Raw genomic sequence first — 17,486 nt, forward strand, 5'->3', positions numbered from 1 at the left:
CAAATACAAATGATAAATCAAGCCCTACCGATGTGTCCCCCGCCATAGCCCTACTACAGCCACAGCACGCAACCAATCGGCGAGCCTACCAGTCAATACTTACCGCTTTTTAACAGCTGCGTTGGTGTTCGTACACCCGCGCTGCATGGTCTGCCTGATATTAGTCCTCAGGCACGTACGCTACCGCGGTACGCATCGCCCCGCGTAGCCACGCGCTTCTGGCACGCGGATTGCCCTTCACCTCACTGCTGCTCGGCGCAACGCGAAACGGCTTATTAAAATAACGCGGGCGTACAGGCGGCATGGGCAGCGCTTGGTCTTCAGGGTATTGCCCCTTGCTGTGGCGCTGCAAAAACTGCTTGATACGGCGGTCTTCTAGTGAGTGAAAACTGATGACCGCAAGGCGTCCGCCCTCAGCCAGCACGCCGATGCTTTGTACCAAAAAGTCGTCCACATCGCCAAGCTCATTATTAATAAAAATGCGCAGCGCTTGAAAGCTTTGCGTCGCAGGGTGTTTGCCCTTTTGCCAGTTCGGGTGCGCCTCTTTAATCACCGCCGCGAGTGCCAATGTCGAGTCATAGCTGTCCATCGCCTTAATCGCACGCGCAATGCGGCGACTGTGCCGCTCTTCGCCAAATTCGTACAAGACATCGGCTAAGGTATCGGCATCGACACGCTCAAGCCAAGCGGAGATAGGCTCGCCGCGACTGGTGTCCATACGCATGTCCACCGCGCCGTCACGCATAAAGCTAAAACCGCGACTGCCATCATCGAGCTGCGGTGACGACACGCCCAAATCCGCCATGATGCCATCGACTTTTTCAATACCTAAGGCTTTCAAGCTATCGTTCATGCTGGCAAAGCTGTCATGCACGATACGCACACGCGCATCTTGCGCCGCCAGCGCCTCAGCGACCGCAATCGCTTCAGGGTCTTTATCAAAGACAATCAAGAGCGCATCGTCTGCCAAATGCTCGAGCAGTAAGCGACTGTGCCCACCACGACCAAAGGTCGCATCAATAAACACCCCGCTACTGCGTACAGCATCAGGCGTTTTTGGCAAGGATTTTTTGCCCAATACGGCAGCCACGGTTTCTTCTAAAAGTACCGTGTCGTGTACAAATGCTGGCGGTGTGGCATGGGCGGCGTCGGTTGGCATTTCGGTTGCGGGCATAGCGGTATTGTCGGCGGTAGGGGCAGAATGGGCGTTAGAATTTGATGAGGACACAAACTACTCAATAAGTGATGACCGAAGCGGTCAATAATCGGATGAAAATAAACAAGTTATCATTTATTCTCGTCTTATTATCGCAAGGATATGCCTGTAGTCAAGCAGCATCTGGTGTTTTCGGCAAAAATATTGCCTATCCCTGCTATACTAGGCAGATTCTTAAGTTTTGAGGCGTATTGGACGCGCAGTTTTGGCACTGACCCTAATAGCGGCGCGCCATGCAATACGCCTTATTTTTTTTCACCAAAAAAACATGACGTGAGACCATGATGACACAGACCACAGACAGCACCACCCAGCGTCCTGTACGCACGCGTATTGCCCCCTCCCCTACAGGCTTTCCGCACGTCGGCACCGCATATATCGCCCTATTCAACTTAGCCTTTGCCAAATCGCACGGCGGCGAGTTTATTTTGCGTATCGAAGACACCGACCAGACGCGCTCAACCGCGCAGTCAGAACAGATGATTTTGGACGCGCTGCGCTGGGTGGGTCTGGACTGGAGCGAAGGTCCTGATATCGGTGGACCACACGCGCCGTATCGCCAAAGCGAGCGCGCGGACATTTATAAACAGTACGCGGAGCAATTATTGGACGCAGGGCACGCGTTCCGCTGCTTTTGCACGCCTGAAGAGTTGGACGCCATGCGCGCCGCCCAAATGGCAAATGGCGAAACCCCGCGCTATGACGGTCGCTACGCCGACTTGTCACGCGAAGAATCAGACAAATTAGTCGCTGAGGGCAAACCTTACGTCATCCGTATGCGCGTCCCTGCTGAAGGCATCTGTAAAGTCCACGACATGCTACGCGGCACGGTCGAGATTCCATGGGCGCAGGTCGATATGCAAGTTCTCTTAAAAACCGACGGCTTGCCCACCTATCACCTTGCCAACGTCGTCGATGACCACTTGATGGAAATCACCCACGTATTGCGCGGTGAAGAATGGCTCAACTCGGCGCCCAAGCATCAGCTGTTATACGACTATTTTGGCTGGGAAATGCCGACCCTGTGCCACATGCCGCTACTGCGTAACCCTGACAAGTCAAAACTGTCTAAGCGCAAAAACCCGACCTCAATCACCTACTATCGTGACGCAGGCGTGTTGCCAGAAGCGCTACTCAACTACCTAGGTCGTATGGGCTACTCACTGCCTGATGACGCCGAAAAGTTCACCTTAGAAGAGATGATTAACAGCTTTGACGTGCAGCGTGTGTCGCTCGGTGGTCCTATCTTTGATACGCAAAAGCTCAGCTGGTTAAACGCTGAATGGCTGCGCGAATTGCCCCCTGAAGTGCTCAAGCAAAAAATCCTCGACTGGGCGAGCGACAGTGACAAGCTGACTGCCATCGCGGCGGCGATTCAGCCACGTATTGAGCTGCTCTCTGACGCGGTCAACTGGGGCGGTTTTTATTTCCAAAATCTGCCTGAGATTACCAGCGAAGACTTTGCGCACAAGTCACTGACCCCTGAGCAAATTACCGAGTTGCTACAACTGGCACTTTGGCAGCTGGAAACCTTGCCTGTCTGGTCAGAGCACAACATCTACACCACCCTAAAAGGGCTTGCCGCGCATCTGGATATCAAAATGCGCGACTTTATGGCGCCGTTCTTTATCGCCATCGCGGGCAGCACCTCATCGACACCTGTCATGAACTCTATGGCAATCATTGGCGCGGACATGACCTTGACCCGCTTGCGTCACGCGGTCGACGTGCTCGGCGGTTTGGGTAAGAAAAAACTGAAAAAGTTAGAGAAACAAGCGGCAGAACTGCCTGATTTTTTGGCGGACGCGTAAGTGCTCGCTCTCTACTATTAGCACACTGCTAGTAAAAGCGATGTAGCAAGATGAAATGGTGTTTTTCGTAGCATCAAAAGACGAAGTCACAGCAAGCAAGAAAAATACCGTTTCATCGAGCGTATTTATTATGCTCAGTCTTTTTATTTAGCTTAACTGTCTAAGTAAGTGTAATAAAAAAGGGATTTTACAGTGTCAAAATCCCTTTTTTCATGTCATCAAAAACGTCTATGACTTAAAAAATCATATGCGCGCACAAGGCAATAATCGGTAATGAAATCAGCGTTCTTAACAAGAAGATGATTAACAGCTGAAAAAAGCTCACTGGGATTTTTGTGCCCAAAATCAGCCCGCCCACTTCCGACATATAAATCAGCTGCGACACTGACAAGCAAGCAATCACGAAGCGCGTCAGCTCCGACTCAATCGACGAGCCAATAATCGCAGGCAAAAACATATCAGCAAAGCCCACCATGATGGTCTTGGACATCTCTTCGGCAAACGGAATGTTCAGCAGCTCCAAAAACGGAATAAACGGCATGCCCAAATAATCAAAGACAGGCGTCTCTTCTGCGACAATCAAACCGAGCGTGCCGATTGCCATCACCACAGGCAAAATACCAATCCACATATCTAAGATATTTTTTAGCCCATCGTTTAAAAACGTGGCAACACTCGGGCTCTTTTCTGCCTTTTCGACTGCCTTGTGTAAGCTATAGCTGAACAGCTTTTGCCCTTCAGGAATCGCTTCGCTGTCGGCCTCATGATTGTCCGTAATATAGGTGTCGGCGATTTTGGACAGTGGTAACAGCTTGGGCACGATAAGCGCGCAAACGATACCGCAAAGTGCCACCACGCCAATCATATTGATAAAGTAGCTCTCTAACTTGACCTGTGAGATGACCACCAAACAAAACGTCACCGACACCGCCGAAAAGCTGGTGGCAATAATCGCCGCTTCGCGCTTGGTATAAAAGCCGCTTTGTAACTGCTTGTCGGTCAGCAGCACGCCAATCGTACCATCACCCAGCCACGACGCGAGACAATCTACCGATGAGCGACCTGGCAAGCCAAACAAAGGACGCATAACTTTACTCAGTAATACGCCAACGAACTCTAACAGCCCAAAATCCAGCAACAACGGCAGCAGCAAACCCGCCAAGAAGAATACGATAAACAAAATCGGCATCAGCTCGTACAGCAATAAGCCGCCAATATTGTCCGAGTAAATCATCTCAGAACCGTATTTAAAATACGTCGCTACCGCAAAAAACGCGCCCAATATGCGCAGCATCAGCCACGAGGTTTTGACGTTGAGCAAGTTGTTTAAAAAGCGATTATTGACAATAAAATCAGGTTTGAAAATCTTGGTGTATAAGCTGCCGACCAAGGTCGTCATGATGGAGATAACCACCAATAGCGGCAAAAAGTTCTCCAAATAGCCTTGGATAATGTCTTTGAGCACAGCGATAGGAATGGTAAAGCCGTCGGCATAGCTGACGAACTTGCCATCGACATACGGAATGGGAAAAACAAAAACAATCAAACCCAGCATAGAGGGGATAAAAAACTTTAAAAACTTACCAATATTGATTGTACTGACGTCTTGATTTGATGCGTGAGCGTTAATGTCCATATTACTCTCGACTCCCTGTCTGTTTTTAAACAGCACAGCGCGTGGTTATCAAACGCGCTGTGCTGAATGCCATCACTCTTTTTTCATCATGCACACTAGTAATGATTTAAAAGAGATTGCGTCACTTTTTCTAAGATTTTAAAGATGCGGTTTGAGTCATCTTGTGAGTTGTTATACAGCGGGTTGATTTCTGCCATCTCCCAGCAGCACACTTTTTCATTTTTAATCAGCTCGATGTTGAGCTGCATCGCTTGCTCGTAGGACAGACCATTGCGCGCAGGCGTTCCTGTACCGGGTACATATAACGGGTCGACACTATCCACATCGAACGACACATAGATATGGTCGCAGTATTCGAGCTTTTTAAAGATTTCCTCGACCGTCGCGCTGATGCCTTTTTTGGTGATTTCCGCGACGCTATACAGCGGAATTTTATGGCGTTTAATCAGCGACATTTCTTCGTCTTGATAATCGCGCACCGCGCAAAACACGATGTTTTCAGGCTTGATGGACGGCTCATCTGACGCCATAAACTTGAGTCGCTCCCAGTACGCTTTTTCTTCACTTGATAGCTCATTGCGCTGGCATTCTAGATTGTCAATCGCACACGCCATGGCGAGCGGCATGCCATGCATGTTGCCTGAGCCGCTGGTATAGGGCGAATGGATATCGGCATGCGCGTCGATATATATCACCCCGATTTCGGCATCGGGATGCGCCATTTTTAGACCGTGCATCGTGCCTGCGCAGCTGGAATGGTCGCCCGCGATGACGATGGGGAATTTATGCTCGTCTCTGATGTCTTTGATTTTGTGCGCAAGCTTAGAGATGACAGGCTCAATCACATCGGCATATTTGGCGTGTTCAAAGCGCGACTCGCCGCCTTCTTCGATATAGTCGTTTTTGATGCGATCAAATTGCAGCGTTTCATAGTATTCGGCATTAATGGCTTTTGATGAATCGCGCAAGGCATCAATCCCGAGCGACGCGCCTTTTTTATGTCCTGCAACATCCGAATACACTTCGACGATGCGCACATTTTTTGCTAAATCGTTCATGGTTTTCTCCTTATCTGACTGTGTGAAGGGCAATAGACTTTAGGCATTCGCTAATACATCAAATGCTTCTACAGCGCTGTCTTGTCGCGCTCCTTTCACCACAGAAAATAAGTTTTTTGGGTCTTTTTGCTGCGTGATGACGTCCAGCACGTCATAGCGCTGCTTTTCTTCGATTAAGTTGCGTAAGTACACAAGCGCGGTAAAATCCTCAGAAGCAAAGCCCACACCATCGAACACGACCACGTTATCAGCGGTGCTGCGAATGGCTTTGTTGCCTTTAACGACGTGATGAAATTCAGTCACAGAAAAATCAGGCTCAAGCTGCTGAATGTCGCCTTCGATGCGCGTTTGCGGCTCAAACTCCACAATCACATGGTCGGCGCGGCGTAAGATATTGGCGTCCAGCTCAGTTTTGCCGGGGCAATCACCACCAATGGCGTTGAGATACATGCCTTTTTTAATCATGTCATCGCGTAAAATCGTGGCGTTTTTCTTATCCGCCGTACAGGTCGTGATGATGTCCGCGCCCTCGACCGCTTCTTCGGCACTGTTGCAAATGGTGATATCCAACCCTGAATCAGCAAGATTCTCGACCACTTTTTTAGATGCAGCGGGGTCAACGTCATACAGACGCACTTTTGAGATACCGACGACGGCTTTCATGCCGAGCGCTTGGAACTCGCTTTGTGCGCCATTGCCAATAAGCGCGAGCGTTTCTGCGTCTTGTCGTGCGCAGTGTTTGGCGACCAGTGCCGAAGTTGCAGCGGTACGCAGCGCGGTCAAAATGCACATCTCGGTGAGTAGAATCGGATAGCCTGTATCGACATCAGACAAGACGCCAAAGGCCGCGACGGTTTGCAAATCGCGCTTGGTATTGATGGGGTGACCGTTGACGTATTTGCACGCGTACATATCGCCATCCGTGATGGGCATCAGCTCGATAGCGCCGTCTTTTGAATGTGAAGCAATGCGGCTGATTTTTTCAAACGCTTCCCAGCGGGCAAAATCTTTTTCTAGCGCTAAGGTCAGCTCGGTGATGGTTTGCTCAACGCCATGCTCATGAATCAAAGCGGCCATGGCCTCGACGCTGACGAAGGGGACACCTTTTTTTGGTGAAACGATGAATTTAGACATATGCCTGACTCCTTTTCATAACAATTATTTATAAACCCTATAACTGATATGCTAGCAATTCTTAATGCCAGTTAAAATGTCAATAAATAGTAAGATAAGTATCATTTTTTGTCATATTGCTAAGCACTACTTATCATTTTGTCGAAATACAGTTATTATCAGTATAAATCCCATGAAAGGACGCACGGTTATGGCGCATTATATTTACGACTCTTTAGACAACGAACTCATCGCCGAGCTGCGCCAAGATGGTCGGGCGACCGTTTCGCATTTAGCAAAAAAGCTCAAAGTCTCACGCGCAACGGTACAAAACCGCTTAGACAAGCTGGTACATGGCGGGGCGATTTTGGGCTTTACCATTCGTGTGCATGAGGCGCTGGATAAAGAAACGGTCAAAGCCATGATGATGATTGCCGTGACGGGCAAATCCACCTCACAAGTCATCAGAAAGCTGCGCGGTATGCCGCAATTGATTAAATTGCACACCACCAATGGCGCGTGGGACTTGGTGGCGGAGATACACACCTCAAGCCTGAGCGAATTTGATGAAGTACTGCGCCAAGTGCGCGAAGTGGACGGGATTTTGAACAGCGAAACCAGCGTTTTGCTGTCCAGTTTATAAAAAATCAAAAAAATCGTGATTTTTTTAAAATAGGGTATTGACAACCCATACGCCTTTCCCTAAAATACGCATCACTGTTAGCGAGGGGCTATAGCTCAGTTGGTAGAGCACTTGCATGGCATGCAAGGGGTCAACGGTTCGACTCCGTTTAGCTCCACCATCTATTTACTTTTATAAATAGCCTTGCTATCATAATGTAAATTATAGTTAACAGTACAGTATCAGCACCTAGGCAACGCTTTTATAGCAGTCTGATATTGTTATTATAGAGTCACTCTATAATCTCTATTGCGTCCCCATCGTCTAGAGGCCTAGGACATCGCCCTTTCACGGCGGTAACCGGGGTTCGAATCCCCGTGGGGACGCCACTATTCGGCGTCAATGGTCAGCACTGTTTCTTACAGATAAGACTATCCACACGCTAATAAAAAAGCCCAATCGTTTGATTGGGCTTTTTTGTGCCTGTGCGTTTTGTACCCAGCTGCTTTTCCCCCTGTTATCTATCGTCTACTAATATCTGATGCGTCGCTGTCTGGTGTATTGCCAGCAGGTCTTGGACAGATTATTATCAAAAGTTGATGTGCTCTCTCCTCTACCCTTGTCCATTTTTTCTTGCCCGATGGACACCTACATAAGGCAGCGCTCATTATGTTTGGTATCGACAACTATCTCGGCTTTGTCATCGCCGCGCTTATTCTTAATATCACGCCTGGTACAGACAGCATCTACATCATTACCCGCAGTGTCTCGCAGGGGCGTAGCGCTGGGCTACAATCGGTCTTTGGCATCACCTCAGGTACTTTGATACACACGCTGCTTGCGGCATTTGGTCTGTCCGTACTGCTTGCCAACTCGCCACTCGCGTTTATGATTGTCAAATATTTGGGCGCAGCGTATTTGTGCTATTTGGGTTTTAAAATGATTTTTAGCACCCCATCTGGCGCGATGGTTACAGATTTGGCAAGTGATACAGGCATGACAGCGGTTAGCAACACAGGCTGGCATATTTATAAGCAAGGTGTGTTGACCAACGTGTTAAACCCGAAGGTGGCGCTATTCTTCCTTGCCTTTTTACCGCAGTTTATTGACCCAAGCTATGCGCACAGCACGCTGTCATTTTTGCTGCTGGGTCTGACCTTTGCCACGACAGGGTTTTTGTGGTGCGCGTGTTTGTCGTTATTGTCCTCAAGCTTTAGCGCCCGTTTGCGTGCCAACCCTGCTATCGAAACCATCATGAATCGAATCAGCGGCGCGGTGTTTTTTGGTTTGGGGGTGAAGTTGCTTACGGAGAAGGGTTAACACCAAATAGGACTCATTTATAGGTCATAATGAAAACGCTTGAACCTATTATCTAAAGCGCTTTTTCACATAGATTTAGCGATCATAACAAGACACAAACTCGCGAATCGCCCATCCCCAGTGTCGATACTCACCCTTATAGTACCCTTCTAGATAGACCCATGGACGGTCTTGATCGTCATACGCAACCTCAGTGGCGTAAACTTCTCTTTCATTACGCAGCTTGTTCACCAACTTACCATTCGGCGTCTCGCGTATATTTAATGGTGTACCTGTCGGATCAGTCACTTTGCAAACGCGCTCGGCATGCGCAGCATTTATACCAACAGTGGCACAGAAAACAGATACCGATACTAAACCTGCTAATCGTCTCATATTGTCTCTAATAAGTTTATATTAATCAGAATAAGCCATACTACCAACCTCACTGTAAAACTCAACAAATTTAAAGTATAATTTAAAATTTTGTCAGTTATGCACTTCAAAACGTATTACTTGAAAAGCCATTATAAGCAGTTGGTCAAAAGAGAAGATTATAATCTCTTACCAAAACGAGTCATACATCTAATAACTTAAGTTGACAGTAATTATTTTATTTTTAAATATAAAACAGTTCGTTTTATTACAATCTGATTTATAGACAATATAAAGGTCAAATATGGCAGCCTATATCACAGTCGGGGCAAAAACATCTCATGGTGGGACAGTCATTACTGGCTCACCGCATACGACACATAACGGCATACCTATCGCCCGTATCGGTGATAAGGTAATATGTAAAAAATGCAAAAAGATAACGACCATTGTTAGCGGCGACCCTGCTTTCGTCGTTGATGGCGCACCCATAGCTCGTGGCGGCGATGCGACCAGTTGCGGCGCAAAGCTGATTGCGACTCAGCAGTCTTTTATGGAATCAGGCTTTGATGTCATGGGTATTGAGCCACCCGAACCGCTTCAGTTTCCGAAGTCTAAACCTGATGATTTGCTTCGCAACGATTTAATAGCAGATGATACTGTTGAAGAAAATATAGATAGATACGCTATAACTAATCTTGGAGAGGATATTGATAAAATTGCTGCTCATTCACCCACACTTCAAGAACATATTAGAGAGCTCCAAGAAGATGGTTGGGACATTCAATACGGTCCAGATGCAGAAGGAACCTATGTCAGTTATGATGAAAAACGAATAATAGTTTCAGAGTACTACAAGAACTCACCTACCAAAGCCATGCATGCTTTTACCCATGAAGTAGGACATGCAACTTACCCAGGAGAGATTGATATTTCCAGTAAAGAAGCTTATGTTAATAGCAAGCTTACAGGCGAGGGCGGAGCAGTAAACTATAGCACTATGATAAGACAAGAAGTACTAGAGAATGGAAATATAGATATTTTAGGTCACGTTGATTCAAAAGATATGGCAGTGTATACATCGATTTATAATGAGTATGGTGATACTGAGGAAGCTTGGGAACAACTTGGGCAATATTGGAGCACTAACATAACATCTACTACAGGAGAGCACTACGATGATTTTTATGCAAGAAGGTATGATGAAGGAAATTACTGAATTAAAAGTAGCTTGAAATTAATTTAATCCTTTCTCACTTTTAACGTAATACATTATTTTGTTAACGATACTATGCTCTTTCCCCAATATAATTTTCAAATATATTTCTTTCTTAATAGATTTATTACTATATGCTTGTTGTCCATACCCATAACATCTTGTTCAACATTAACAGAGAGTAGTACTGACATAAACCCAGACTATGGCGATAGAGAGTTTTTATTCAGTACTATTTCTTATTTTTCAAAAAGCCGACCCTACTCAGAAAACCAGATTAAAAAGTTTTATAAAAATAGAGTAGAGATAATAAGTACAAGCTACAGATCAAACAGACCTATAGTTAGCAATAGCAATAGCAATAGCAATAGCAATAGCAATAGCAATAGCAATAGCAATAGCAATAGCAATAGCAATAGCAATAGCAATAGCAATAATCATAAATTTATTAAGAAGATAGAATTGAGAGAAAGCAAAAAAATTAGCAGTTTAATGATTATAGAATTAAAAAAACCTATTTGCTTTACAGATGAGGAATTTAATAAAATATTTAAAAATTACACGCTAGATCCTAGAATAGATATTATAGATAACTATAATCAACCATTAGATAAAGATAAAAACATAGGAGTAATAGCTCTTAAAACTGCAAAAACTAAAGATTATAGAAGATGTATTTTTAGATTGACATTCAATACGAACACCTTATCTTCCTTAGAGAAAAAAACAATATTCAAAAGAGGAGTTGATAAATAAAAAACACTATCTATACAATAAAAAATATCTTAACTCTGAGTATATAGATACTAGAATGTGATAGTTATCAGCAATCATATTAGACACAATATAGAACTAAGAGAGTTTAATGCATCGAAAACAAATTACTTTTTAATCCAATCTCTGCTATTAACTATTGCTGTATCCAGTGATCTAATAATTACCGCTTGCTCGACAAAACCAGCTGAGCACTCGATATCATCAAATATAAGCTCGCCTGCAGAAATGTACCAGAGTGGTGTCAATTACTATGAAAGAAATACTGTTCCCGAGGATAACAAAAAAGCATTTAAACTGTTCCAACAAGTAGCTAATGAGGAATATGCTCCTGATCAATACTATCTAGGGCTTATGTATTATCAAGGTTATGGCGTACAGCAAGACTATAAAAAGACATTTGAATGGTTTCAAAAATCTGCAAGTAAAGGAGATGCTGATGCTCAATTTAATATTAGTGTTCTATATCATCAAGGAATTGGGGTTGAAAAGAACGATCAAAAGACACTTTACTGGTTAAGCAAGGCTGCTAATCAAGGATATATAGACGCTCAATATCACTTAGGTTTAATGTACGAAGAAGGTATTGAGGTTAATCAAGATTACAACAAGGCTTTTGAATGGTATCAAAAAGCCAGTAATAGTATTAGTAGGCTGGTTATGAGTGGTAAAATTGATGGTGAAAATATTACCATCTATAGCACGGAATCTACTGGTCTGACACTAAGTAATATCGAATAGTTTCTACCTATCAAGAATAGATATTTTGGCTTTTATGTTGTCATTTTCAATGTATCAAATCGTTATTAAAGTCATTACGCCGCTGCCGACGCTTTTTAAATGACAAGTTCAACGACAAGTAAGTACCGATTAAAATAACCACCGAACCCAAAATCGCCATCGCGTTCAGCGCCTCACCAAGCAGCAAGTAGCCCAAAATAATCGCAAAGATAGGCGTGACCAAGGTAATGCTCGTCGCCCGCATCGTACCGATATTTTTAATCAATTGATTCATAAAAATAAGCGCAATCGCCGTGGAGAACACGCCCACACCTACAACGGATACCCACGCGGTGAGGCTGATGTCTTTACCATAAGGGAATAAGTACGCCCCAAAGGGCAGCATCAGCGCGCTGGCGATGGCCAATGAACCCGCGGTGATGGCAAGTGGTGACATCGATTGTAGATAGCCTTTGGTCAGATTCGCGCCGATGGCGTACCCCGCCCCGCCCCGCCCAGTAAAGCATAGCCTAACGGTAAGATACTGGACATAAAGTCCGTGTTATTGCTCGCTCCCGCAAACAGGCGATCACTCATCAAAATCGCCACCCCAGCAATCCCAATCAGCAGACCCATGACCTGCTTTTTGCTCAGCTTTTCATTAAAAAACATACTGGCGATAAAGCCACTCATCACAGGCACTGAGGCATTAAGCACGGCGAGCACCCCTGCATTGATAGACTGCGCTGCAAAAGCAAACAGCATAAAAGGAACGGCAGTACTCAACACGCCAATAATCGTCAACATTTTATAATGGGCGCGAATGCCTTGGCGACTTGCGGGGTTCAGTAATAAAAAAACCACCATCGTTAAACCTGCAAACAGCATCCTTAGGCACGCAAACACGACGGCACCAAACTCAGGCACACCCACTCGATAGAGCACAAAAGACATCGACCACAATAAGGCAAGCATAAAAAAGATAGTAAGGTCGCGTTTACTCATAATGTGCTCTGTCTGGTATAAAAAAGGATTGCGGCTCGTTATTACTAATGCCATTGATATGACGTTTTCGCCGCGAGTGCTGATAAGTCTGCTTTTATCATAGGCTTTTATACAATTGATGCGTAGGTTTTTATTTGAATTCTCAATTATTTTTCGTGTGTGCTTGGATGCGCTAATTGATCGCAATCGCACAACCTATAGATCAAACGACTGATTGAGACAATTTAAATAAAAACAATCAGCCATAAAAAAGCCCAACCCTTTATGCTAACTGGGGTTGGGCTTTTTTGTTATCTGGCTTTATCAGCTATTACGCCGCGTCTTTATCCTTGCTTGCCAGCTGGCGCAAGACATAGTGCAACACGCCGCCATGACGCACGTATTCGCGCTCTTTTGGCGTTTGTAGACCGACATTGACTTCAAAGGTTTCTGTTGAGCCATCAGCACGGGTCGCGGTAACGGTAGCCACTTTGCTCTCGCCATTATTAAGACCTGTGATGCTCAGCACTTCTGAGCCGTCAAGGTTGTAGGTAGATGCGTCTTCATCGCCTTTAAAGGTCAATGGCAATACGCCCATACCGACAAGGTTAGAGCGGTGAATACGCTCGAACGAGTTGGTGAGTACGGCTTTTACGCCGAGCAAAATCGTTCCCTTTGCTGCCCAGTCACGGCTAGAGCCTGAACCATACTGCGCGCCGCCAAGTATCACGAGCGGACGGTTGTCTTCTTTATACTTCATCGCGGCATCATAAATCGCCATCTCTTCGCCGTCTTCTAGCGTCGCGCTGTCGTCTTTGAAGTAATAAGTATAGCCGCCCTCTTTGCCGCCCATCATAGTGTTCTTGATACGAATATTGGCAAAGGTACCACGGGTCATCACCGCGTCATTACCACGACGTGAGCCATAGCTGTTAAAGTCCGCTTCCATCACGCCGCGCTCTTGCAAATACTTGCCCGCTGGTGAGTTTGGCTCAATACTGCCCGCAGGCGAGATATGGTCAGTGGTGATTGAGTCGCCAAACAGACCCAAAACGCGTGCGCCTTCGATATCAGGGATACCTTCTGGATCCATGGTCATACCTTCAAAGAACGGTGGGTTTTTGATATAGGTAGAGGCTTCATCCCATGGGTACAGCTGGCTGTCCGCCGAGCTGATCGCGTTCCATGCTTTGCTACCATCGAATACTTCACCATAGTTTTTGCGGAACATCTCAGCGTCGATGTTATTAGCAATCAGCTCATTAATTTCTTCTGACGTTGGCCAGATATCTTTTAAGAACACATCGTTGCCGTCTTGATCTTGACCAAGGGCATGCGTAGTCAAGTCGATATCAACCGTACCTGCCAGCGCATAAGCCACAACGAGCGGTGGTGATGCCAAGTAGCTTGCCTTCACGTGCGAGTGGATACGTCCCTCAAAGTTACGGTTACCTGATAACACGGCAGCCGCGACCAAATTGTTTTCTTCAATACCTTTTTCAACCGCTTCTGATAAGGGACCTGAGTTACCGATACAGGTGGTACAGCCGTAACCGACGAGGTAAAAGCCTGTTTTTTCCAGCTCATCCATCAGATGGGTTTTTTCTAGATAGTCGGTGACCACTTTCGAGCCAGGTGCCAGTGAAGTTTTAACCCATGGTTTGGCTTTTAGACCTTTTGCCGCTGCTTTTTTAGCGACCAGACCTGCGCCAATCATAACCGCTGGGTTTGAGGTATTGGTACAAGAGGTGATTGCCGCAATAACCACCGAGCCGTCACGCAGTTTGTGCTCTTTGTCATCAATGCTGACATTTGAAAAGACATTGTTAGCAGGCTGGTAGCCTTTGCTGTCATCGGTTTCGGTATCGACGTCGATGTTAGGTTCAGCTGCCAAGTGTTCTGCTTGTTCTTGCTCCCCGCCTTCTTGGTCAAAGCGCACTTTGCCTTCAACTTCTGACTTGCGGTCTTTGGTCATTTTCTCTAACGTTTCGCCAAATTTTTCGTGCATATCCGCAAGATTGATACGCTGCTGCGGTAAGTTTGGTCCTGCAAGAGCTGGTTGCACAGATGACAAATCAAGCTCTAGCTTGCTTGAATAAGTCGCCGCTGGGGTATCAGTATCGTGCCACAAGCCTTGCGCTTTGGCATATTTTTCGACCAATTCAATGTGCGCTTCTTCACGACCTGACAGACGCAAGTAGTCAATTGCCATTTGATCGACGGGGAAGATACCGCAAGTTGCGCCATATTCTGGTGCCATGTTGGCGATGGTCGCACGGTCAGCAAGTGGCATGCTGTGCAAGCCTTCGCCATAAAATTCAACGAATTTACCGACCACGCCATGGGCGCGCAGCATTTCAACCACACGCAACACCAAATCGGTCGCAGTGACGCCTTCAGACAGCTCGCCTGTCAACTCAAAACCGACCACTTGTGGAATCAGCATTGATGAGGGCTGACCGAGCATTGCGGCTTCAGCTTCGATACCGCCTACGCCCCAACCGAGTACACCGATACCATTAATCATGGTGGTGTGGCTGTCCGTACCGAACACGGTATCAGGATAAACCATCAGCTCCTTGCCATTTTCGCCATCAACTTCTGCCGCCATAGCGACACGTGCCAGATACTCAAGGTTGACCTGATGCACAATACCTGTCGCGGGTGGCACGACGACGAAATTTTCAAAGGCTTGCTTACCCCAATGCAAAAACTCGTAGCGCTCATTGTTGCGTTTAAATTCAATTTTTTCGTTCAAATCAAGCGCGTCTTCACGACCGTAAGCATCGACCTGTACTGAGTGATCGACGACCAGCTCACTTGGGATAAAGGGGTTAATCTGCTCCGCTTTACCGCCAAGCTTGACCACCGCATCACGCATCGCCGCCAAATCAACAACTGAGGGCACACCCGTGAAATCTTGCAACACCACGCGCGCGGGCATAAAAGCAATCTCTTTTGACGCTTCAGCACCAGCGTCCCAATTGGCGACCGCTTCGATATGATCTTTACCGACCGACTGCCCACCGTCTTCGTTACGCAGTAAGTTTTCTAGGACGATTTTCATGCAATATGGCAGGGTGTTGATGTGCTCGTATTTTTCGGCGAGCTTTGGCAGGCTGTAGTAGCTGTGGCTTTTGCCATCGACTTCTAGGGTCTCTTTGGTATTAAAAATGTCGCTCATAATCGCTTCCTTGTCTGGCGCATGGTTTGTTGGTGTTGTTGCTTGGCGTGATTTATAGATTTTATTATCAAAACATCGCTTGCCATCACATACCAATATACGCGGTGAGTAAGTGGCTGGTGTCACTGTGCTCATAAGCTGTCCGTGCGCCACACAGGCGCGCACAGCAACTTATCGAACATAAGTACACTCTACCCTAACAAATATGCGCTAAAGATTGGGTAGTGAGTCGTTATGAATCGTGGGAAAAACGTAACAACAGTTAAGGAAAATGGCGAAATGACGGCAAGGAGTACGATAAGGCGCGTTATCTGACCGCTTGTCTTTATAATAAGAAAGTAAAAGCATGATAAGGAAGTAAAAGAGGCGGCGCGCATCATAAAATCCGACGCAGGTAAGCAGCGCTGCTTATTGCTTTTTGCGCCGACCGCTGCGAAACACAAAGGAGTCGTCGTAAAAGGCGGGGTCGCGGTTGTCCGCAGTATAATGCGGCACACCCAAAATCGGTAGCGGTGACAAATCACGCGGTTTCACCGCCGCATCCGACAGCAATTTATCCATATATGCAGCCAATTTGTCATCCAATACCTGCATTCGCGCCGCCAATGACAAGGCAAAAAAATCAGGGGTGACGTTAATAATCACGCTGTGCGCGCACAAGGGTTTACGCGGCGTAATCAGCTGCTCGAGCAGCGCATGACCGAACACATACACCGCCGCGCTGGCGTCATGTCGCGGGGCACTAATATCATCCCATAGCGCACGCGGCGCAACCAAACACGCCTGCCAATTAAAGTCCTTAAGCGCTTGCCCAATCTCAGGGCGGCAGGTCACCAAAATTGCGCCATTTTCATCAAAGACGGTAATCGTATCGCGTACTCGTCCGCGTCCTTTCTCTGCAATGTCGACGCTTGCCGCCATGTGGCGCATGTGGTGATGATTCAGTAGCGCTTTGGTCTTAGGAAAGCTGAGCCAAATGCTGCCGTTAAATAAATCATGCAGATTGTCGCGCGTGGGAATGTTGCCCGTCTTAGCAATAAAGGTCTCGTACGCCATGCCCTCAGGCAAAGCATCTTGCGCCACAAATTCAATCTCATGCGCCGACTCGCCAGCAGTCGGCTGGGTCATGAGCGCGGTTTCGCTCAGCGTGCGCGCTTGATTTAAGATGCTGGCGATAATGGCGAGCGGCGCGTCTGCTACCTCGGTGGCAGCATACGTTTGCACACCGTTTGCCAATATATCGCGGGCGCATAAATGCTGTAGCCACGGCGCTGACCAGTCAATTTGAGTAAATATCGGGTCTAATGGAGCAACTGCGGGTTTGGCAACATCATTCATAATCCGCTTCTCTATGGTGCGTGAATAAATAAATATGGTGGTGGTAGGCTTTGCGGTAACTAACACAACGCCAGCAAAGCCCTTCTAAAGCCTCAGCAAAGCTTTAGGTACGACGGGCGGCAGCATGGTATCATAATGCG

Annotated in this window: 14 protein-coding genes and 2 tRNA genes; 8 read left to right on the forward strand and 8 right to left on the reverse strand. The window is 46.6% G+C overall.

Annotated elements, in window-relative coordinates; genetic code table 11:
• Positions 1-160: 160 nt before the first annotated feature.
• Entirely contained in the window at positions 161-1,174 is a 1,014-nt protein-coding gene (gene rsmH, locus JMW05_RS05650; RefSeq protein ID WP_406947474.1) for a 16S rRNA (cytosine(1402)-N(4))-methyltransferase RsmH, read from the reverse strand.
• Positions 1,175-1,497: 323 nt separating this feature from the next.
• Here rsmH and gltX point away from each other — a divergent pair, with 323 nt between their 5' ends.
• The gene (gene gltX, locus JMW05_RS05655) at positions 1,498-3,027 is read left to right on the forward strand and encodes a glutamate--tRNA ligase (RefSeq protein WP_201504380.1); all 1,530 of its coding nucleotides are present in this window, start codon (positions 1,498-1,500) and stop codon (positions 3,025-3,027) included.
• A 235-nt stretch (positions 3,028-3,262) separates the two neighbouring features.
• Here gltX and JMW05_RS05660 read toward each other — a convergent pair whose 3' ends face one another.
• The 3 genes from JMW05_RS05660 to JMW05_RS05670 all read right to left on the reverse strand — a co-directional run bounded on the left by JMW05_RS05660 (position 3,263) and on the right by JMW05_RS05670 (position 6,855).
• Positions 3,263-4,663 carry a YjiH family protein gene (locus JMW05_RS05660; RefSeq protein WP_201504381.1) on the reverse strand — a complete coding sequence of 467 codons (1,401 nt, stop codon included), beginning with the start codon at positions 4,661-4,663 and terminating at the stop codon, positions 3,263-3,265.
• Between the two features lie 95 nt (positions 4,664-4,758).
• On the reverse strand, positions 4,759-5,721 hold the full coding sequence (locus tag JMW05_RS05665; protein ID WP_201504382.1) for an arginase: 963 nt from the start codon (positions 5,719-5,721) through the stop codon (positions 4,759-4,761).
• A gap of 39 nt (positions 5,722-5,760) precedes the next feature.
• Entirely contained in the window at positions 5,761-6,855 is a 1,095-nt protein-coding gene (locus tag JMW05_RS05670) for an ornithine cyclodeaminase (protein WP_201504383.1), read from the reverse strand.
• Between the two features lie 190 nt (positions 6,856-7,045).
• On the opposite strand from JMW05_RS05670, the gene JMW05_RS05675 reads away from it, so the two are divergent.
• The 7 genes from JMW05_RS05675 to JMW05_RS05705 all read left to right on the forward strand — a co-directional run bounded on the left by JMW05_RS05675 (position 7,046) and on the right by JMW05_RS05705 (position 11,861).
• Positions 7,046-7,477: an Lrp/AsnC family transcriptional regulator gene (locus tag JMW05_RS05675; RefSeq protein WP_201504384.1), complete on the forward strand. Its 432-nt coding sequence runs from the start codon at positions 7,046-7,048 to the stop codon at positions 7,475-7,477.
• Between the two features lie 84 nt (positions 7,478-7,561).
• Positions 7,562-7,637: transfer RNA gene (locus tag JMW05_RS05680), tRNA-Ala, on the forward strand.
• Between the two features lie 132 nt (positions 7,638-7,769).
• A tRNA-Glu gene (locus JMW05_RS05685) sits at positions 7,770-7,845 on the forward strand.
• A 280-nt stretch (positions 7,846-8,125) separates the two neighbouring features.
• A complete protein-coding gene (locus JMW05_RS05690; RefSeq protein ID WP_201504385.1) occupies positions 8,126-8,776 on the forward strand; it encodes a LysE family translocator in 651 nt (216 codons plus the stop codon).
• A 658-nt stretch (positions 8,777-9,434) separates the two neighbouring features.
• Positions 9,435-10,349 (forward strand): PAAR domain-containing protein, encoded by a 915-nt coding sequence (locus tag JMW05_RS05695; protein ID WP_201504386.1) that lies wholly within the window; start codon positions 9,435-9,437, stop codon positions 10,347-10,349.
• A 459-nt stretch (positions 10,350-10,808) separates the two neighbouring features.
• Positions 10,809-11,102 carry a hypothetical protein gene (locus JMW05_RS12025; protein WP_227691455.1) on the forward strand — a complete coding sequence of 98 codons (294 nt, stop codon included), beginning with the start codon at positions 10,809-10,811 and terminating at the stop codon, positions 11,100-11,102.
• Between the two features lie 57 nt (positions 11,103-11,159).
• Entirely contained in the window at positions 11,160-11,861 is a 702-nt protein-coding gene (locus JMW05_RS05705) for a tetratricopeptide repeat protein (protein ID WP_201504388.1), read from the forward strand.
• A gap of 46 nt (positions 11,862-11,907) precedes the next feature.
• Here JMW05_RS05705 and JMW05_RS12030 read toward each other — a convergent pair whose 3' ends face one another.
• The 4 genes from JMW05_RS12030 to JMW05_RS05720 all read right to left on the reverse strand — a co-directional run bounded on the left by JMW05_RS12030 (position 11,908) and on the right by JMW05_RS05720 (position 17,346).
• On the reverse strand, positions 11,908-12,297 hold the full coding sequence (locus tag JMW05_RS12030) for a DMT family transporter (protein ID WP_265090596.1): 390 nt from the start codon (positions 12,295-12,297) through the stop codon (positions 11,908-11,910).
• Positions 12,298-12,317: 20 nt separating this feature from the next.
• Positions 12,318-12,845: a DMT family transporter gene (locus JMW05_RS12035; RefSeq protein ID WP_227691456.1), complete on the reverse strand. Its 528-nt coding sequence runs from the start codon at positions 12,843-12,845 to the stop codon at positions 12,318-12,320.
• Between the two features lie 310 nt (positions 12,846-13,155).
• The gene (gene acnA / locus JMW05_RS05715) at positions 13,156-16,008 is read right to left on the reverse strand and encodes an aconitate hydratase AcnA (protein ID WP_201504389.1); all 2,853 of its coding nucleotides are present in this window, start codon (positions 16,006-16,008) and stop codon (positions 13,156-13,158) included.
• A 408-nt stretch (positions 16,009-16,416) separates the two neighbouring features.
• Positions 16,417-17,346 (reverse strand): DUF3025 domain-containing protein, encoded by a 930-nt coding sequence (locus JMW05_RS05720; RefSeq protein WP_201504390.1) that lies wholly within the window; start codon positions 17,344-17,346, stop codon positions 16,417-16,419.
• Between the last annotated feature and the right edge of the window lie 140 nt (positions 17,347-17,486).

The organism is Psychrobacter aestuarii (genome assembly GCF_904846035.1).
GTDB lineage: Bacteria > Pseudomonadota > Gammaproteobacteria > Pseudomonadales > Moraxellaceae > Psychrobacter > Psychrobacter aestuarii.